This window comes from Arthrobacter sp. efr-133-R2A-120 (assembly GCF_030209835.1).
GTDB lineage: Bacteria > Actinomycetota > Actinomycetes > Actinomycetales > Micrococcaceae > Arthrobacter.
This window is the reverse complement of record NZ_JARVRF010000014.1, coordinates 1-19122: the sequence shown is the minus strand read 5'-3', so window position 1 is coordinate 19122 and position 19122 is coordinate 1. Positions and strand designations below refer to the sequence as shown.

Sequence of the window (19122 nt, the reverse complement as noted above, 5' to 3'; positions counted from 1 at the left end):
AGCAATAGTGAGCGACGGTCCGCTGATCGTACAGAGCGACAAAACCATCCTGCTGGAAGTCGACCACGAGCTCGCCACCGAGGCTCGGCATGCGATTGCGGCGTTCGCCGAGCTCGAGCGCGCCCCCGAACACGTCCACAGCTTCCGGCTCACCCCTCTGGGCCTATGGAATGCGCGCGCCGCGGGACTGGACGCCGAAAAAGTCCTCGACACGCTCCTGCGCTACTCCCGTTTCCCGGTGCCGCACTCATTGCTGATCGACATCGAAGAGACGATGTCCCGCTACGGCCGCTTGCGTCTGGAAAAGGACCCGCAGCACGGATTGGTCATGCGGACCACCGACTACCCCGTGCTCGAGGAAGTCAGCCGGGCCAAGAAAATCGCGCCGTTGCTGGGGCCCAGGATCGATGGCGAAACCGTGGTGGTGCATTCCTCCCAGCGGGGTCAGCTCAAGCAATTGTTGCTCAAGCTCGGATGGCCGGCCGAGGACCTCGCGGGCTACGTGGACGGTACTCCGCACCTGATCGCCTTGAACGAGGACGGCTGGCACCTGCGGCCATACCAGAAGCTCGCCACGGAGAACTTCTGGGCGGGCGGCAGCGGCGTCGTCGTGCTGCCCTGCGGTGCGGGCAAGACCCTGGTGGGGGCTGCAGCCATGGCCACCAGCTCGACAACCACGCTGATCCTGGTGACCAACACGGTCGCGGCCCGGCAATGGAAGGACGAACTCCTCAAGCGGACGTCGCTGACGGAGCAGGAGATCGGTGAGTATTCGGGCGCGGTCAAGGAAGTCCGGCCTGTCACGATCGCCACCTACCAGGTCCTGACCACCAAGCGCGGCGGCCTGTACCCGCACCTGGAGCTCGTGGACGGGCACGACTGGGGACTCATCATTTACGACGAGGTCCACCTCTTGCCTGCACCGATTTTCCGGATGACGGCGGACTTGCAGGCCCGGCGGCGTCTTGGACTCACGGCAACGCTTGTGCGTGAGGATGGTCGCGAAGGTGAGGTCTTCAGCCTGATCGGTCCCAAACGCTACGACGCACCGTGGAAGGACATCGAAGCCCAGGGCTACATTGCGCCGGCGGACTGCGTGGAGGTCCGCGTGGACCTGCCCCGGGACGAGCGCGTGGCCTACGCGATGGCCGAAGATGCGGACAAGTACCGGCTCTGCGCGACGTCGGAGACCAAGACCCACTTGGTGGAGCAGCTCGTGGCCCTGCACCAAGGCGAGCAGTTGCTGGTGATAGGCCAGTACATCGACCAGTTGGATGAGATCGGCGAGCGCTTGGACGCACCCGTGATCAAGGGCGATACAACAGTCAAGGTGCGGCAGAAGCTGTTCGACGCCTTCCGCGCCGGCGACATCAAGACCCTCGTGGTGTCCAAAGTGGCCAACTTCTCGATCGACCTGCCCGAGGCATCCGTGGCGATCCAGGTATCGGGATCTTTCGGTTCCCGCCAGGAAGAAGCTCAACGCTTGGGGCGCCTGCTTCGTCCCAAGCAGGACGGCCGCGCGGCACGCTTCTACTCCTTGGTGGCCAGGGACACCCTCGACCAGGACTTCGCCGCCAAACGGCAACGCTTCCTCGCCGAACAGGGCTACGCCTACCGGATCATGGACGCCAAGGACGTATCGACCGGGTAGGGCTGGGTTAACTCAAGTTAGGCAACCAGCTGTTGTGCGCGCTCCTGTTGCTGCGCTGCTTGCAGTACGACGACGTCGACGACAGCCCAAGAGTCCTCGTCCTTGAGCTGCGCGTCGGCGAAGCGTTCAGCGGCGGGGCGGTCGCTGAACTCCTCGTGCTCGATGCGTCCGGAGAGCGTGTCAAGGTAGCTGACATGGAATTCGACATGCTGAGTTTCAACGCGTGATTCTTGTTTGTTTTCCATGGCTCAAGTGTGAATCGGGGGTCCGACAATTTAGGACTGTGCCCGCGGCGTGTTGGCTTTTGGCCGGTTTGTCAGGCCCTGCGCAGCTTTGTCAGGCCTGACGCAGCACTGTTCGGCCGCTTGTTTAGGCCCTGCGCAGCACCTCCTCGGCGGTGCTGCGGACCGCCTCGGTCACGGCGTCCAATATCCGCGACGGTGTCCGCCACCGCTGCCAGTACAAGGGAACGTCCAACGGCCGCTCGGGCGCGAGTTCCACCAGGGACCCATCGGCTACGTCCTGGCCGCATTGCGATTCAGGCAGCAGTCCCCACCCAAGCCCCAATCGAATGGCCTCGGCAAACTCCTGGCTGGACGGAACATAGTGGCGCGGCCCTGCCGGCTCCGTCCCACGCGCCGCGCCGCCCAGCAGTTCCAGGAAACGGTGCTGGTACTCATCCTTGCGGTCGAAGTCCACGGCCGGAGCGGCGCGCAGCGAGGCGACATCGACGCCGTCGGGAAGCCACCGTGCCCTGAATTCCGGGGTGGTGACGGCGCGGTATCGCATGCTCCCCAACGGCTCCACGCGGCAGCCCTGTACAGGCTCGGGAGTCGCGGTCACGGCGGCCATGACCGTTCCGGCGCGCAGCATGGACGTGGAATGCTGTTCGTCGTCCCGGTGAAGATCAAAAACAGCGTTCAGCTCCGCGGGGACCCTCGTGAGGGCCTTGAGGAACCAGACGGACAGGGAATCCGCGTTGACGACGATCGGAACCGAGACCATCGGCGATTCGCCCGGCAGGCCCAGTTCCAGTTCGGCGTCGGCCTCCAACTGGGCGAGCTGCCGCGCCAGCCTGAGCACTACATGTCCCGACTCCGTGGCCTGGACCGGATTGCTGCGCTGAAGCAACACCCTTCCGGATGCTTGTTCAAGCGCCTTGAGGCGCTGGGAGACCGCCGACGGCGTGATGTTCAGTGATCGGGCGGCGGCGTCGAGCGTGCCTTCCGTGAGCACGGCGGCGAAGGTGTGCAACTGTTCAGAAGAGAATCTGGCCATAAGGTGATCTTACGATGCATAAGAATATTTAGCTGGACTAATGCCGAAGGCGAAACTTAGCCTCGAAGCATGAACTCCCCCGATGTTTTCCACGCTGCCGGTTTGGGCCTCGGCACAGGCCTGGCCCTCATTGTTGCCATTGGCGCTCAAAATGCCTTCGTCCTCCGGCAAGGAATCCGCGGCGAACATATCGGCCCAATCGTTGCCGTGTGCGCCATCTCGGACGCCGTGCTCATCGCGGCCGGGGTACTCGGCACAGGCGCCCTGCTCACTGCGGCGCCTGCCGCCGTCGTCGTCCTCCGCTATGTCGGCGCAGCATTCCTGGTCACGTACGGCGTAATGGCGGCACGGCGGATCCTCAAGCCGCAAGCGCTCGTGTCCGCGGAGCCCGGGCCTTCGGGTGCCGGCCGAGGCGGACTGGGGGCAGCGCTGGCGACCGTCACGGCACTGACATGGCTCAACCCGCACGTCTACCTGGACACCGTGCTGCTCCTGGGGTCCGTGGCGAACGCGCAAGGGCCCGGGCTGCAGTGGTGGTTCGGCGCGGGAGCCATGCTGGGCAGTATTTTGTGGTTTTGTTCGCTCGGGTTCGGCGCGAAACTGCTGCGCGGCTTCTTTGCTCGCCCGGCGTCTTGGCGGATTCTCGACGGCGGGATTGCCGTCATCATGGTGGGACTCGGCGTCGGGCTGGCTCTCGGCAGTTAGCCGGGCCAACTACCGCGACACCCCGATAATTCTCACAACAAGCATCCAGTCAACTCCCAGAAACTGGGAGCATCATGAATGGTATGAAAAAGAACGGCCCCGAAGCCAAGCTGCTTGTCGTCGACGACGAACCCAACATCCGTGAGCTGCTCTCCACCTCGCTGCGCTTTGCTGGCTTTGAGGTCGTTGCGGCGTCGAACGGCCGCGAAGCGCTCGCTGCCGCCGATCTTCACGCACCGGATCTCGCGGTCCTGGACGTCATGCTCCCCGACATGGACGGTTTCACTGTCACCCGCCGCCTTCGGGCCGCCGGAAAGCACTTCCCTGTCCTGTTCCTGACTGCCAAGGACGACACGGAAGACAAGGTCACGGGCCTGACCGTGGGCGGCGACGACTACGTCACCAAGCCTTTCAGCCTGGATGAAGTGGTGGCCCGGATCCGCGCCGTGCTGCGCCGCACGCAGCCGATGGAAGACGACGACGCCGTCATCCGCGTGGATGACCTGGAGCTCGACGACGACGCGCACGAGGTCCGCCGCGGCGGCACCATCATCGAGCTGTCGCCCACCGAGTTCAAGCTGCTGCGCTACCTCATGCTGAACCCTAACCGGGTGCTTTCGAAGGCGCAGATCCTGGACCACGTCTGGGAATACGACTTCAACGGCGACGCCTCGATCGTGGAGTCCTACATTTCCTACCTCCGGCGCAAGGTAGACATTGATCCGGATGCCACCGCCTTGATCCAGACCAAGCGCGGCGTCGGCTACGTACTGCGGACGGCCGAGAAGCGCTGACCTTGTTCAACCGTTGGAAGTCGGCCTCCCTCAGGTCGCAGCTGGTCGCCATCATCATGGGGCTGCTGCTTCTTGCCCTGGCCGCCACAGGCGCCGGGACGCTGACGCTCGTCAAGAGCTACCTCCAAGGGCAAGTGGATGACAAGCTCAGGGCAGCTGTCCAGACCGCCCAGCAACAGCAATCTTTCGCCAACTTGTCCGAGGCGAGCCCCGCCGTGCCCACGGACTATTCCCTGACGCTCTACGTCCAGGGCCAGCCACCCTATCCGTTCGGCGGAAGCAAGACCGATCGGCCGAGCATTGCCAACATCACCCCGGTTGAAGCCAAGAACCGCAATTACGCACCCTTCCAAGTGAGTGGCACCGCTGGCGGGGATTGGCGTGTGGTGGCGGTCAACGTCGTGGACAACCGGACCGGGCAGAACGCGGTGGTGATCGTGGGCCTCCCACTAACCCCTGTGGACCGAGTCATGGAACACGCCACCCTCGTGGTGGTCGGCGTCGGACTCTTGACGCTCGTGCTCGCGTTCTTCATCGCAACGTGGACCGTTGCACGTTCCTTCCGCCCCCTCGCTCGCGTTGAAAAGACGGCGGCCGCTATCGCTGCCGGTGATCTCTCGCGTCGCGTGGACATCGAGAATCCGGTCACCGAGGTCGGCCGCCTGGGCGCCTCCCTCAACGCCATGCTCGCGCACATCGAATCATCCTTTGCGGCGCGTGCCGCCTCCGAGGCCAGGATGCGGCGGTTCGCCGCCGACGCCTCCCACGAGCTGCGCACCCCCTTGGTCACCATCCGCGGCTTCTCCGAGCTCTACCGCCACGGCGCCCTTGCCACGCCGGAAGATGTAGGCACCGCCATGGGCAGGATCGAGAGCGAAGCCAAGCGCATGGGATCCATGGTGGAAGACCTGCTGCTGCTTGCCCGCCTGGACGAACAACGGCCGTTGCAGCTCAAGCCGGTGGATCTGCACCTCCTGGCGAACGACGCCGTCGTGGACTCACTCGCAACGTCGGGCGAGCGGAAGATTTCACTCACAGGGCTCGACGGCGGAGCGGCAGCGTCTGCCCCCGTCCAGGGTGACGAGGCCAAGCTTCGTCAGGTGCTCGGTAACCTGGTTGGCAACGCCTTGCGATATACCCCCGAAGGAACGCCGATTGAGCTCGCTGTCGGGGTGCGGAACACGCCCGCCGGCCCGCTATCCGTTCTCGAGGTGCGGGACCACGGCAGCGGCATTCCGGCCGAGGAACTGCCCCGGATTTTCGAGCGCTTCTACAGGGCGGACACTTCGCGCACGCGGGAGACAGGCGGTAGCGGGCTCGGCCTCGCGATTGTCGCGGCAATTGTGGGGTCCCACCGCGGTACCGTGAGGGTCGAAGAGACCGACGGCGGCGGCGCCACCCTGGTTGTCAGCCTCCCCTTCCAGGACGAGCTGTCCGAGGTGCCTGACGATGCGGGTATTGCCGAGGCGGAGATCTCCGACTAGGAGTTTTCTACGCCGGGCGGCTTGATCTAGCGAGTTGTCCACATAGGGAGATTCGGCTCTGTCCGGGCCATGTGACGGCTTCTAGGCTCATTGTGTGGACCACAAGCCAGCCGCAACCTGCGGACCCCTTTAGTCGAAAGGCAACGCCCTATGAGCGTCATCTCCGTCGATACCGAACTCCTCCAGCTCAAGTCCGCCAACGTCAAGGCCACCGTGGATCGCATCAGCGCCGACGTCCAAGCGATGAAACGTGGCCTCGACGAGCTCCAAGCCACATGGAAAGGATCGGCAGCCAACAATTTCCAGGCCCTCGTCTCGGAGTGGACAGTGACCCAGAACAAAGTGGAGGCTTCGCTGGCATCCATCAACCTGGCACTGTCCTCCGCCGCGGCAAGCTATCTCCAGACCGAGCAGGGCAACACCCAACGGTTCGGCTACTAAGAGCCGAGGTGGGATCCCGGCGGGACGGCCAATCCGCCTTCCCGCCGGGATCCAATTGCTTTCCAGCACCCGGTTTCTTTCCGGGTCCGTTCCAGTGTCCGCGCCCGCTTCTGCGCCGTTACTTCTGCGCCGTTACTTCTCCGGTGTTACTTCTCCGGCGTCGACTGGTGGAAACGCAACCGCCAGCGGCCGTCGTCGAGCAACCAGATCGAACTCCGCAATGCCGAGCCTGTTCGCCCATAACTTCTGTAGCTGAGCAGCATGGTGTTGCTGGAGAGGCGCTCTGCGGAAATTATCTCTACCTCCGCGGTTTCGCCCGGGTTGCCCTCCAGCGCCATCATGAGCTCGTCGCGGGACCAGACACGCCCGGAGCTGCCAATCTCGGTAAAGTCCGGGTGGAGCAGGATCCCTGTGCGCCCAAGGTCTCCCCTGACATCGGGCCTCAGGAGCTCCCTCTCAAGGAGAATGACCGTTTCCTCGTCTGAGCGCCCGCCTGCCTGGCCGAGGACCGCTTCTTCGTCATCACCAGCGAACAAAGTGGGCTCGATGAACCTCTCCTGCTCCGGGAACTCAGCCGGCGCGTTCGGCATGGAACCGCTCGAGAGATCCTGACCGCCGAACAGCGTGAGGTCTTCATCCTGGGCATCCGTGTCGTCTGCGTCGTCGAAAAGCGATGGCGCGTCCACAGGCGCTGTGCGGACTGATGGTGTGCGGACTGATGGTGTGCCGACTGATGGTGTGCCGACTGACAGCGTGCGGGACAAGGACCGTGCGGCTTCAGCTCCCGGATAGCCCGGCCCGGCAGGAGCGGCTATTCCCTGCTGGAACGCTGTGGCGACCGCACGCGCGCGATCGTCGGCAGCCTCGTTGAGGTCGTGGCCGGCGTGGCCCTTGACCCACTCGAACGAGTACTTGCGGCCGACAATAGCCTGGTCGATGTCCTTGAGGAGATCGACGTTCAAGACGGGCTTCCCGTCCGCCTTACGCCAGCCTTTGCGCTTCCAACCCGGCATCCACTTGGTGATGCAATTGATGACGTACTGGCTGTCGCAGAGAATCTTCAGCTCTTCATCGGGAACATGTGCCGTGGACCGGAAGAGGTCCAACACAGCCATGAGCTCGCCCTGGTTGTTGGTTCCGTGCGGCCACCCGCCGGCCCTCCAGCAAGAGTCGTTCACGTACCAGGCCCAACCGGCAGGCCCGGGATTGCCGAGGGCAGAACCATCGGCGGCAGCAATAATCGTCATGGTTTCCATCCTGCCAGACCACCCCGACACTCCCGGACCGAATGCCCCAGCCGCCGGGTCACACCGCTCCCCGAACGACGCTCGCTCACATATATGGCCAACAATCCAAACCCTCTTTCAGATCTGGCGCCCTAACCCAAAACCCCTCTGCAGCAGAAGTGAGCGAGCGTCCGCCCAGAACCCGACACAAGTGAGCGAGCGTCCGGCCAAAACCCGATATAGGTGAGCGAGCGTCGTTAAACGGCGACGGCCCCCACCTGAGGTGGGGACCGCCGTCGTGCGTGTGGCTAGTGAGCTAGACCGGGGCTTAGAAGCCGCCCATGCCGCCCATGTCGTCGCCACCACCCATAGACGGAGCGTTCTTCTCCGGCTTGTCGGCAACAACGGCCTCGGTGGTCAGGAACAGACCAGCGATGGAGGCAGCGTTCTGGAGGGCCGAGCGGGTGACCTTTACGGGGTCGTTGACGCCGGCGGCCAGCAGGTCCTCGTAAACGCCGGTTGCAGCGTTCAGGCCGTGGCCCGACGGCAGGCCGCGGACCTTGTCGATGACAACGCCCGGCTCGAGGCCAGCGTTGTAAGCGATCTGCTTGAGCGGAGCGTCGATGGCAACGCGGACGATGTTGGCGCCCGTTGCTTCGTCGCCTTCGAGCTGCAGGTTGGCGAATGCCTTGGCACCGGCCTGGATGAGGGCAACGCCACCACCGGCGACGATGCCTTCTTCAACGGCAGCCTTCGCGTTGCGGACTGCGTCCTCAATGCGGTGCTTGCGCTCCTTGAGCTCTACCTCGGTTGCGGCACCGGCCTTGATGACTGCAACGCCGCCGGCCAGCTTGGCCAGGCGCTCCTGCAGCTTCTCGCGGTCGTAGTCGGAATCGGAGTTCTCGATCTCGGCACGGATCTGCGCCACGCGGCCGGCGATGGCGTCGGCGTCGCCGGCACCTTCGACGATGGTGGTCTCGTCCTTGGTGACAACAACCTTGCGGGCGTTGCCGAGCAGTTCGAGGGTTGCGTTCTCGAGGCTGAGGCCGACCTCGGAGGAGATGACCTGGCCACCGGTGAGGATGGCGATGTCGGCGAGCTGTGCCTTGCGGCGGTCACCGAAGCCCGGAGCCTTGACGGCAACGGACTTGAAGGTGCCACGGATCTTGTTGACGATCAGGGTGGCCAGGGCCTCGCCCTCGATGTCTTCGGCGATGATCAGCAGCGGCTTGTTGGACTGCATGACCTTCTCCAGGACCGCAACGAGTTCCTTCACGTTGGAGATCTTGGAGTTGACGATCAGGATGTACGGGTCCTCGAGGACCGTTTCCTGGCGCTCTGCGTCGGTAACGAAGTAAGCGGAGATGTAACCCTTGTCGAAGCGCATGCCTTCGGTGAGCTCAAGCTCCAGTCCGAAGGTGTTGGACTCCTCGACAGTGATGACGCCTTCCTTGCCAACCTTGTCCAGGGCTTCAGCAATGAGGTTACCGATTTCGGTGTCGCCGGCAGAGATGGAAGCAGTGGCTGCGATCTCTTCCTTGGTCTCGATCTCCTTGGCGGAGGCGAGCAGCTCGCGGATGACGGCTTCAACAGCCTTCTCGATGCCGCGCTTGAGGGACAGCGGGTCGGCGCCGGCAGCTACGTTGCGCAGGCCTTCCTTGACGAGGGCCTGGGCCAGGACCGTGGCGGTGGTGGTGCCGTCGCCAGCGACGTCGTCCGTCTTCTTGGCAACTTCCTTGACCAGCTCGGCGCCGATCTTCTCGTAAGGATCGTCCAGCTCGATCTCCTTGGCGATGGAAACACCATCGTTGGTGATCGTGGGGGCGCCCCACTTCTTTTCGAGGACGACGTTGCGTCCACGCGGGCCGAGGGTAACCTTGACGGCGTCGGCGAGGATGTTCAGACCCCGCTCGAGACCGCGGCGTGCCTCTTCATCAAATGCAATGATCTTGGCCATAACGGCGGTAGTCCTTTCGGGACAGTCGTTAAGAAGGTGCCTTCACTGCGGTGCCCGCGACGGACGATCCTTCACATTCGGCCTCTGTACGCCGCGTGCTCCGGACCTCACCCCAGCAAGGTTTTCTTTGTTCTCCCAGGCACCGCCATTATTTCCATACGGCCGGAGCCGCGAAGAATTAGCAGTCAGTGCTTGAGAGTGCTAATCAATAATTAGCACTCACCCGAGGAGAGTGCAAGCAGCAAACGCAGGAAACTACTCGCCACGCCAAGGGAATTCGCTACCGGCACAAGCCGATCACGGGGTCCGTGAGGCGGTCTCCTTGCCACTCACCCGAGCAGTATTGTCGGCACCGTACGTGAAGACCATGTAATTGGACGAGGTAACGTCGCCGTTGGCGTCGAAACCGATGGAGCCGGACTCGCCGTCGTAATCCGGGAGCTTGGCCCCCTTCAGCACCTCGACGCAGTCCTTGTATGACGTACAAGACGTGCGTTCCTTCGTTGCCGCATCGCCCGACGTCGGACGCGTCCCGCCGGACACCGTGGTGAGCCAGGCCGCGATCGAGCCACCAGCGTCGTCGCCCGCCGCTGCGGCCGCAAGCGCCGCGAGGGTGACGGCGTCGTACGTCTCGGCGGCGTACGTCGTGTCCTTGAGTTTGGGGTCGATCCCCGTCAGATCTGCCTGGAATTCCGCACTCGGGAAGACCCCCGGAAGAATTCCCCGCGCGCCGTGGAGGCCGCCGGCGCCGAGTGCGGTTCCGTATTGGCGGATGGCACCGTCGCTCAAGATCAGGCTCTTGCCGCTCAGACCAGCGTTCATGAGCTCGGCCAAGGCGCCTTGGGCACCATCACGGGCAACCACGACGACGGCGTCCGGCGTGCCGGACTTGATCCCCGCCGCGGCCGGAGCTGCTTTGCCGGCCGTGAATTCTACGTTGGACACGGCCTCCATTCCGAGGCTGCGGGCGGCATCCATGACCGCTCCCGAGACGCGCACACCGTAATCCCCGGCTTCGTGGAGAACGGAAATCCTCTTGGCGCCGGCGTCGTGGGCCAGCTTCGCCAGGACGCTGCCCTGTGCGGCATCAGCAGCCGAGGTGCGGAAATAGAAGCCGCCGCTCTTGTAGCTGCTCAGTCCAGATGCCGTGTTGGCCGGCGAGATGAGCGGAATCCGGGCGGGAGAGAGCACATCGATAGCGGCGGGCGCATGGCTGGAATCGGTCGGCCCCACAACCACGTCGGCGTGGGCGGACAGCAACGCCTTCGCTTGGGCCGCTGTGTCGGCAGTGAAGGCCGCCGCGCCGGCCCCCTGGCTTGCGCTGCTGCCTTCGCCGGCCGCCGATGCCGGGAGCAACTCGACGGGGCGGCCCTTGTATCCGCCGGCGTCGTTGATCTGCTTGATAGCCAACTTGGCGGCAGCCAGCTCGGACTCGTTGAGGAACGCGGAACTACCGGTACTGTCCAGGATCACGCCGATGCGCAAGGTGCCGTCGCCGCTCGGGGTAACCGAGGCAAGCCTGGCGTTGCCGATGGGGGCGGAACATCCGGCCAGTCCGAGGGCCAGAGCTGCAAAAGCTGCGAGAAGAGAAACTACCCGGGAGCGGTGCCTTCCAATAGGCCAGGACAGCCCTGTTGCCGCAACACCCACTAGATAAGCCGCACGCTTTCTGCCTGCGGGCCCTTCTGGCCCTCGCCCAGTTCGAAGTCGACCCGTTGTCCTTCTTCGAGCGCACGGAAGCCATCCATCTGGATAGCGGACCAATGCACAAAGATGTCGTCACCGGACTCATCCACGGTGATGAATCCGTAGCCCTTTTCGGCATTGAACCATTTGACGGTTCCCAAAGCCATGATCCCCACACTTTCAACTAGCAGTGGCCGGCTTCCGGGATCTCCGGGCCAGCTCACAACTACTGTAACCACAGTCACGTTGCAGTGGCGCAACCTCGGGTGTGGGTGGCCGCAATGTTATTGAGGCGTAACCGAGTTGCTACTTGTAACCTGGACCCAGAATGACAACCACGGGCTGCTGGAATTCGGCGCTGTCCACAAGATTGGAAATGCCCAGCAATTTGCCGAGGGCTTCGGCATTGCCCTTCTGGGCAGCGCCTTTGTAGAAGACCGACGACGTCTGCTGGGGCATGCCGCCCCAGTTTGCGACGGTGGACAACGGCCAGCCACCGACTTGCACCATGCCGGCCACACGGGCAGCCAGGCCACTGGTGGTGGTGCCGTTGTAGACCGCGACTGCCGCGGTCTTGTCCAATGGCGCCGTGCTGGGCGTCGGCGTGCTGGATGGAGTGTCGCTGGGGCTCGGCTGGGTGGACGGCTGGCTGGATGCCTGCGCAGAACTGTTCGCCGAAGGCGACGCCACGGTGCTCTGCTTGGAGGCGTCAGCGGTGACGACGGCTTGCGGCGTCGTCGACGAGGTGAAGCCAAGCTTCGGAAGGATGAGGAACGCAACGAGGCCGACAGCCAGCGCGATGCCACCCAGGAGCAGCACCGGCCACAGGGTGGGCCGGGAAGCGGACGCGACGAGCCTGTGGACACCTTGGCGCGATGAGCTCTGCGGGACGCGGTCGAATTCATCCCGGGCAAATTTGGTCATGGTGAAGCCTTGTCCTTGCTGCTTGCTTGCTGGGGGATCAGCGTGTGCTTTATGCGTCGGAACCGAGACGGCGCGCGGTGCGGGCCCTCTGACGTGACAGACGTAGTCTACGCAATCTCTTGACCAGCATAGGATCGTGCGCCAATGCTTCCTCGGTGTCGATGAGGGCATTGAGCAGCTGGTAGTAGTGGGTAGCGGAGAGATCGAAGAGTTCCCTGACGGCCTGTTCCTTGGCCCCGGCGTACTTCCACCATTGCCTCTCCAGGGCGAGCATCTGCTGTTCACGCTCGCCGAGCGGCGAATCGCTGCGGAGTCCGGCGGACAGGTCCTCGAGCACCAATCCAGTTGCTTCGGACGCCATGGGTTCCCGTGCGGGTTCTGCCACGACACACTCCTTCGACGCATTGACTGAAAAATGTCCCCCGCCCATGCTAACCGGCGAATAACACCGATGTCATTTGCCCCGCCGCGGGAGTCCCGGCGCTTTCCCTCAGTGCCTCACGACAGGGACAATGGCTGGGTGGCAGGCGAAGAAGCGTTATTTGAGCTCGAATCCGAGGATCACTCCGCCGGGTTCGAAGCACTACCCGGAATGGCCTTGGAGGATCTCATGGCGCCGGACTGGGCTCACGCGCTCTCCGGCGTCGAGGACGACTTGCGCTCGGCACTGGCCTTCGTGGCGGCGGAGGCCACCCGCGGAACCCACGTGCTGCCTGCGGCGTCCAACATCCTTCGCGCCTTCCGGCAGCCTCTGGCAGACGTCAAGGTGCTGATCCTGGGCCAGGACCCCTATCCGACGCCGGGACACGCCGTCGGGCTCTCTTTCGCGGTTTCCGGGCAAACCCGGCCCATCCCCCGCAGCCTCGCAAACATCTACCGGGAGATGGAAACCGATCTCGGGCTGCCACCGCGGGTCCACGGCGACCTTTCGGCCTGGACAGGCCAAGGAGTGCTCCTCCTGAACAGGGTGCTCAGCGTCGCGGCCGGCGCAGCCGGCTCGCACCGGGGCAAAGGCTGGGAGGCCATCACGACGGCGGCGGTCACCGCCGTCGCCCGCCGCCGCACAGTTGCCGGGCAGCAGAGTCCGCTCGTCGCGATCCTGTGGGGCAAGGACGCTGAGGCCGTACAGCCGCTGCTTGAAGGCGCCCCCGTGATCTCCTCCGCGCACCCCAGTCCGCTCTCCGCCTCGAGGGGTTTCTTCGGCTCGCGGCCGTTCAGCCGGGCCAACGCCCTGCTCCGTGTGCAAGGCGCAGATCCCGTCATCTGGGAGCTTCCACCGCTGCCCTAGCTTAGGCTTGCCTACATGACATCTTTGCCCGCGACGTCGTCCGCGTCCCGCAATACCCGCCCCCAAGTGAACCTGACTGTGTTGCGCACGGAACAGCTTTCGCCCCACATGGTGCGCATCATTGCAGGTGGACCCGGTTTTGCCGGTTACGCGAACAACGACTTCGTGGACCGGTATGTGAAGATCGTGTTCCCGCAGCCCGGCGTCGACTATGAGCTGCCGCTGGATCTTTGGGCGATCCGCGAGACCATGCCACGCGAACAGTGGCCTTACACCCGCACTTACACTGTCCGCTGGGTGGACCAAGCTGCCCAGGAACTGGCCATCGACTTTGTGGTCCACGGCGACGAGGGCCTTGCAGGTCCGTGGGCCCTGGCAGCCCAGCCCGGCGACGCGCTTGTTTTCACGGGTCCCGGCGGCGCCTACAACCCGGCGCCCGACGCCGACTGGTACCTTTTCGCGGGCGACGACGCCGCGCTCCCGGCGATTGCCGCCGCAATCGAATCCCTGCCGGCCGGCGCCGAGGGCCTTGCTTTCCTCGAAGTCGATAGCGACGCCGACATCCTTGATATCGCGGCTCCCGACGGCGTGGAGCTGCGCTGGCTCCTTCGCTCCGGAGTCCCGGCGGGATCAAGCTCGATCCTGCTCGATGCCCTGGGCGAAGCCGAGTGGCTGCCCGGCCGCGTCGACGTGTTTGCGCATGGTGAACGCGGCTACATGAAGGGCCTGCGGGACATCTTCTTCAAGCAGCGTGGTCTGGAGCGTTCCCAGGTATCGCTTTCCGGTTACTGGGCCCAGGGGCGCGTGGAGGACGATTTCCAGGCGGAAAAGAAACTCCCGATCGGGCAGATCTAGGGCCTGCATACACTGGCGGGCTGCGGCCTGCGGCCTGCGGCGGCCTACCGCCGGCGCACGCGGCGGCGCTCGTTGCTGGCCAGTCCCTTGGTCAGCGGTCGGGCGAGGTTGTCGCCCAGCACGATTCCCGCGGCCACGCCCAGCACGATTGCTCCCGCGTTGAGCATTCCACCTGAGCCCAGCAAGACGTCCGCTTCCTGCACCGTCAATACATACATGGAACGGAATATCTTCAGCCCAGGGAGCAGGATGAGGGCTGCCGGTACGGCCACCACCAATTGCGGGGCCCCGAGTTTCAGCGCCACCATTCGGGCGAGCAGACCGATGACCACAGCGGAAATCGCGGGCGAGAGCCGGTCTCCGAATCCGAGATTGGAAGCCCCCCACAAAACGAAGTAACCCACCAAACCCACTGCCGCCGTCGGGAGCAGAAGTTTGAGCAGGGTCTGCTCCGTAATGCCGATGGCAATCACGGCCACAGCGATCAGGATCGCCTGGCCCCACAATGGATACGCCTCGGGGAATGTTTGGGTGACGTCGATCGCCACGCTGCCGATGAGTTCACCCACAACCACCGCGACAGCGATGCCCGCAACGATCGCGCCGAAGGTCAGGATGGTGGACAGGAAACGTCCTGCCGCAGTCACGGGGAATCCGTTAATGGCATCTTGCACCGAAGACACGAGCCGCCCCGTCGGCAACAGCAAGAGGATGCCGCCCGCCACCACAATGGACGGCGGGATGTCGGCACCGGCCCAGTGCAGCATGAGCGCGATGAACGTGACCAGGAAGGAGCAGGCCGCCGTTACGAAGAAGTCAGGCGTGCGCCACTTGCCCAATTGCCGGGCCACGAGATTGACAAGCATATTGGAGACGAAAGCCAGGGCGGATGCTCCAAGTCCCCCACCCAGGACCCCGACGAAAACAGCGGAGAAGACGCCGAACGCCATGGTGACCATCCACCGTGGGAAGGGCTTGCTGCTGCGGATGATGTCATCCAGCCGGTTCACCGCTTCTGACCTGCCCACACCGCCAGCCACGATATCCGTGACGAGCTGGTGCACCTGGGCCAGGCCCGCGTAGTTATTGGTCCAGGAGCGAACAACCCGGAGCAGTGTAATGGGGGTCTGGTCCTTGGGCGCATAGTTGAGCGCGACTGACTGGTTGGTGATGTCGACTTCGATATTCTTCAAGCCGAGCGCAGCCGTGACCGCGATGATGCTGGTCTCCACTTCCAGGGCACCTGCCCCGTAGCGGAACATCGTTTCGGCCATATGTAGCGCGAAGTCGATGGTCTTGCGGGCCGAAGCATCAACACCGCCCACATGGATGATGGGGTTGGCATAGGGACTGCCCGCCAGGCGGTCGACGATGCTCATGGGAGCGGTGGGAGGATTCTCGCCCTGCACGAGCCTGCGGAGCATGCGCTTGGCGTTGACATTCTGGCGCACCTGGGATGGCTTCAGAGGCTGCGTCTTGGGCAAGCCGTCCGTGTTGGGCCTGTTGTCGGGGCGTTCAGTCACGCGGGTGTTCCTCCAAAGGGCGTGGTTCCTCCAAATACGGTGTCATGCACATGCGATAGGCGGGGTGGCGCTGCGATTCTAGTAGAACTGCTGCCCTGTGCGTCGGGTGTAGATCTGCCGTGCGATACGTTCCCCGGCAGCGGTCCACAGCTTGTACTTCAGCGGGCTGATGACTTGGTCGTAGCAGCCCACGAAGTCGGTGACGGTCTTGCTGAAGCTGGTCTTGAACAAGCCAAGTCCGTGGAACGGGTGCGAGGTGTCTTTGAGCCGGTCCGCGGGCGGAGTGCCGCAGAAATCGTACTCAGTGCAACCCAGTTCCTTGACCTGGTTGATGGCCGTCCACTGGACCAAATGCGAATCGCCGTACTGCGCGCGCTTCTGCAGCGATCCGCCGTCCTTGTAGGTGCCCTTTCGGCCATAGTTGATCACGAAGGCTCCGACGGAGGGGACACCGTTTTCGAAGACAAACAGGAGCCTGCCCTGGCCACGGTCGATGAAATTCGTCCAGAACTGGCGGTAGTACCCGAATTCACGGACCCGCACTTGGGACTTCGCCTCGACCGTGTTGGTCATCAGCGCATACATGGAGCGGAAGTTCTCTTCCGTCGGTTCCATCGTGTGGACTTCGACGCCTTCGCGGATGGCCCGGCGAACGGCGTTGCGGCCGCGGGAATGCAGGTTGCGCAGCAGCTGGTTCTCCTCGGGAGAGATGTCCAACAGGGCTGTGGAGTCGTTCGGCTGCAGGTTGGGGGTCTTGACCACTCCGGTGGCCTCAATCGCGTCCCGTGCTTCGCCGCTGAGGACGATGTCCGGCTCGATTTTCACGGCGAAAACCCCGAGCTTGTCCCGCTTCACGAATTCCCGGTTGGCCTTGATGATCCCGGGGATGTCCTCGACGCCGGCAACGTCAGGGCCCTTGATGAGGTACCAGAGCTTGCCGAGCAGTGGAAAGGACTTCTCCAGGACCAGGTTGTAGCTGCTGTAGTCCGCGGTCTCGTAGACGAGATGCAAGGGCTTCCAGCCGAAGTGTTGCTTCACGTCTGCGAAGGCCTCGGATTGGAGGAGGTTGCCGCCGTTGGGGTTGGCCGTGACGTGTTTGTCCCAGTGTTCGATTTCCTCGGCGGTGGCAAAGCGTGCGGTAAATTCTCGCAAGGGGGCCGTGTCCAATCAGTTGCGTACTTGAGGCAGCAGGCACCGGTGTGCGGCGCAGGCGTTCAGCCTCAAGTCTATCGGCCCCTACAGGGAGCTACCGCCTGATCGGTTTCAATCGCCTCCAAGCGGGTCCCCTTCGATTTCTCACAGCCACGGCAAAGGTTCCCCAAAGTCCGCAACTATTCCAGCGACGGAAAGTGGTTATCACAAAAACCGAACCGGGAGGATCCCATGATCGTCTACCGCCCCATTCCGCCGCTCTCGACCGGCCGCAGCAACAGCTTGTGGTCGGTGTTCGCTGCAATGGCATCGGCGGCATTGCTGGGCCCTGCCTGGCCGTCCGGTAGCCGCCGCGTCGAATATCAGGAAGCGGGCGCTAGCACTCCACAACGTTGACGGCGAGCCCGCCCATGGCGGTTTCCTTGTATTTGGAGGACATGTCCTTGCCTGTCTCGCGCATGGTCACGATGACCTCGTCCAGGGAGACGCGATGGGTGCCGTCCCCCCAGAGCGCCATCTTCGCGGCGTTGATGGCCTTCGCCGCTGCGATCGCGTTGCGTTCGATGCACGGGATCTGGACAAGTCCGCCGATCGGGTCGCACGTCAGGCCCAGGTTGTGTTCCATCGCGATCTCCGCTGCGTTCTCCACCTGTCCCGGGGAGCCGCCCATGATTTCGGCCAAGCCGGCGGCGGCCATCGACGAAGCGGAGCCGACCTCACCCTGGCAGCCAACTTCGGCACCGGAGATCGAGGCCTGCTCCTTGTAGAGCACCCCGACGGCACCCGCGGCGAGCAGGAACTTCACCACGACGTCGTCGCGGTCCTGCTGCGTGGCCTTGTCCATGCCGGGGGCGAAGTGCAGGGCGTAGTAAAGCACGGCGGGGATGATCCCGGCGGCGCCGTTCGTGGGCGCGGTGACCACGCGCCCGCCCGAGGCATTTTCCTCGTTCACAGCCAGGGCGATGAGGTTCACCCATTCCTGCCAGTACTTCGGATCCCGGTAGTCAGGGTCCTGGTCTTTGGTTTCCTTCAGGAGCCGCTCGTGCCAGTCGGGAGCCCGACGGCGGACCTTCAGTCCGCCGGGCAGCACGCCTTCGCGCTTGAGGGACGTCTCGACACAAGCCTCCATGACGGAGTAGATGTGCAGCAGCCCTTCCCGGATTTCCTCTTCCGTCCGGGACGCACGCTCGTTGATGAACATAATGTCCGAAATGCCAAGCCCCTTGGACGAGCAGCGGCCCATGAGCTCGGCGGCAGTGCGGAAAGGCAGCGGGAGTTCCTTCTTGGACTCCTCCAGTTCCTTCTGGGCCGCGTCCTCTTCGCCTTCGCGGACGATGAAGCCACCGCCGACTGAGAAGAACGTCGCCTCGTGCAGCACCTCGCCGTCGGCGTCGGACACGGAGAACTTCATCCCGTTCGTATGCCGGGGAAGGACCGTGAGCGGATGCAGGATCATGTCCGACTCGCCGTACGGCAGCCGCACCCCGGAATCGGGATCGACGGCACCGCAAAGGTTCAGCGTCCCGGTTTCGGCGATCGAGGCGAGCCGTTCCTCCACTTCCTCGGGAAGGATCTCCTCGGGGTGGTAACCCTCCAGGCCCAGCAGCACCGCAGTCATGGTGCCATGCCCCCGGCCCGTAGCAGCCAAGGAACCGTACAGATCAACGCGCAGGGAAGCCACCCGTTCCAGGGCACCAGACTCCCTCAGCTCACCCGCAAAGACCGCAGCAGCCCGCATCGGCCCCACGGTATGCGAACTCGAAGGACCAATCCCAATAGAGAAAAGATCGAAGACGCCAACAGCCATTGTCGGTTCCTAACTAGATATATGGACGGGGACGGTGGGTGAGGTGAGAAGCGCGGCCCCTTCGGGACCGACATCCGGCAGCGGGCGTCTAAGGGAGCGTCACGTCCGCTCAGCGGGCGTCTTCGCGACCGAGCCCGCAGAGGATGCCGGTCCCGACGGGCCGTTGGTTCCGACACGCTTGCCGGACCCAACGGCCCAAAGAGAGACGTCAGCTGAGGTTCGCGACGCCCGGGTAGAGCGGGTGCGCGGCGGCGAGTGCCTCCACGCGGTGCCGCAGGCCGGAGAGGTCGGCGTCTGCGTCGGCGATCAGCGCCTCGGCGATGATGTCCGCAACTTCACGGAACGCCGCTT

18 protein-coding genes and 1 pseudogene are annotated in these 19122 nt (G+C 64.0%); 7 read left to right on the top strand and 12 right to left on the bottom strand.

Annotated features, from left to right (window positions below; all coding sequences use genetic code 11):
* Positions 1-7 precede the first annotated feature (7 nt).
* Positions 8-1651, top strand: coding sequence for a DNA repair helicase XPB (locus tag QRN52_RS08990; protein ID WP_284752390.1), 1644 nt, complete (start codon positions 8-10; stop codon positions 1649-1651).
* 17 nt (positions 1652-1668) lie between these two features.
* Here the strand turns inward: QRN52_RS08990 and QRN52_RS08985 are convergent, their stop codons facing one another.
* Positions 1669-1896: a hypothetical protein gene (locus tag QRN52_RS08985; protein ID WP_284752389.1), complete on the bottom strand. Its 228-nt coding sequence runs from the start codon at positions 1894-1896 to the stop codon at positions 1669-1671.
* A 124-nt stretch (positions 1897-2020) separates the two neighbouring features.
* Positions 2021-2929, bottom strand: coding sequence for a LysR family transcriptional regulator ArgP (locus QRN52_RS08980; RefSeq protein WP_284752388.1), 909 nt, complete (start codon positions 2927-2929; stop codon positions 2021-2023).
* A 69-nt stretch (positions 2930-2998) separates the two neighbouring features.
* On the opposite strand from QRN52_RS08980, the gene QRN52_RS08975 reads away from it, so the two are divergent.
* The 4 genes from QRN52_RS08975 to QRN52_RS08960 all read left to right on the top strand — a co-directional run bounded on the left by QRN52_RS08975 (position 2999) and on the right by QRN52_RS08960 (position 6353).
* The gene (locus QRN52_RS08975) at positions 2999-3634 is read left to right on the top strand and encodes a LysE/ArgO family amino acid transporter (protein WP_284752387.1); all 636 of its coding nucleotides are present in this window, start codon (positions 2999-3001) and stop codon (positions 3632-3634) included.
* A gap of 83 nt (positions 3635-3717) precedes the next feature.
* Positions 3718-4428, top strand: coding sequence for a response regulator transcription factor (locus QRN52_RS08970; RefSeq protein ID WP_059388206.1), 711 nt, complete (start codon positions 3718-3720; stop codon positions 4426-4428).
* A gap of 2 nt (positions 4429-4430) precedes the next feature.
* On the top strand, positions 4431-5912 hold the full coding sequence (locus QRN52_RS08965) for a sensor histidine kinase (RefSeq protein WP_284752386.1): 1482 nt from the start codon (positions 4431-4433) through the stop codon (positions 5910-5912).
* A 150-nt stretch (positions 5913-6062) separates the two neighbouring features.
* Positions 6063-6353, top strand: coding sequence for a WXG100 family type VII secretion target (locus tag QRN52_RS08960; protein WP_284752385.1), 291 nt, complete (start codon positions 6063-6065; stop codon positions 6351-6353).
* 146 nt (positions 6354-6499) lie between these two features.
* On the opposite strand, the gene QRN52_RS08955 is transcribed toward QRN52_RS08960, so the two are convergent.
* The 6 genes from QRN52_RS08955 to QRN52_RS08930 form a co-directional block, all read right to left on the bottom strand.
* On the bottom strand, positions 6500-7600 hold the full coding sequence (locus QRN52_RS08955) for an RNase H family protein (RefSeq protein ID WP_284752384.1): 1101 nt from the start codon (positions 7598-7600) through the stop codon (positions 6500-6502).
* Between the two features lie 307 nt (positions 7601-7907).
* Positions 7908-9536 (bottom strand): chaperonin GroEL, encoded by a 1629-nt coding sequence (gene groL, locus QRN52_RS08950; RefSeq protein ID WP_236815662.1) that lies wholly within the window; start codon positions 9534-9536, stop codon positions 7908-7910.
* Between the two features lie 297 nt (positions 9537-9833).
* A complete protein-coding gene (locus QRN52_RS08945) occupies positions 9834-11186 on the bottom strand; it encodes an ABC transporter substrate-binding protein (RefSeq protein WP_284752383.1) in 1353 nt (450 codons plus the stop codon).
* On the bottom strand, positions 11186-11389 hold the full coding sequence (locus QRN52_RS08940; protein ID WP_059388209.1) for a cold-shock protein: 204 nt from the start codon (positions 11387-11389) through the stop codon (positions 11186-11188). Before QRN52_RS08940 ends, QRN52_RS08945 begins: the two co-directional genes overlap by 1 nt.
* A gap of 139 nt (positions 11390-11528) precedes the next feature.
* On the bottom strand, positions 11529-12146 hold the full coding sequence (locus QRN52_RS08935; protein WP_284752382.1) for a LytR C-terminal domain-containing protein: 618 nt from the start codon (positions 12144-12146) through the stop codon (positions 11529-11531).
* Positions 12147-12195: 49 nt separating this feature from the next.
* Positions 12196-12531 (bottom strand): DUF3263 domain-containing protein, encoded by a 336-nt coding sequence (locus QRN52_RS08930; RefSeq protein ID WP_284752381.1) that lies wholly within the window; start codon positions 12529-12531, stop codon positions 12196-12198.
* A gap of 135 nt (positions 12532-12666) precedes the next feature.
* On the opposite strand from QRN52_RS08930, the gene QRN52_RS08925 reads away from it, so the two are divergent.
* Complete coding sequence (locus QRN52_RS08925; RefSeq protein WP_284752380.1) at positions 12667-13434, top strand: uracil-DNA glycosylase; 768 nt, start codon at positions 12667-12669, stop codon at positions 13432-13434.
* 15 nt (positions 13435-13449) lie between these two features.
* Positions 13450-14289, top strand: coding sequence for a siderophore-interacting protein (locus QRN52_RS08920; protein WP_284752379.1), 840 nt, complete (start codon positions 13450-13452; stop codon positions 14287-14289).
* A gap of 44 nt (positions 14290-14333) precedes the next feature.
* Here the strand turns inward: QRN52_RS08920 and QRN52_RS08915 are convergent, their stop codons facing one another.
* The 4 genes and pseudogenes from QRN52_RS08915 to QRN52_RS08900 form a co-directional block, all read right to left on the bottom strand.
* The gene (locus QRN52_RS08915; RefSeq protein WP_284752378.1) at positions 14334-15812 is read right to left on the bottom strand and encodes a threonine/serine exporter family protein; all 1479 of its coding nucleotides are present in this window, start codon (positions 15810-15812) and stop codon (positions 14334-14336) included.
* A gap of 78 nt (positions 15813-15890) precedes the next feature.
* Positions 15891-16964, bottom strand: coding sequence for a lipid II:glycine glycyltransferase FemX (locus QRN52_RS08910; RefSeq protein WP_284752377.1), 1074 nt, complete (start codon positions 16962-16964; stop codon positions 15891-15893).
* Between the two features lie 376 nt (positions 16965-17340).
* On the bottom strand, positions 17341-18771 hold the full coding sequence (locus tag QRN52_RS08905) for an L-serine ammonia-lyase (RefSeq protein WP_284752376.1): 1431 nt from the start codon (positions 18769-18771) through the stop codon (positions 17341-17343).
* Positions 18772-18979: 208 nt separating this feature from the next.
* Positions 18980-19122 (bottom strand): annotated as a pseudogene (locus QRN52_RS08900) (serine hydroxymethyltransferase); the annotation flags it as partial.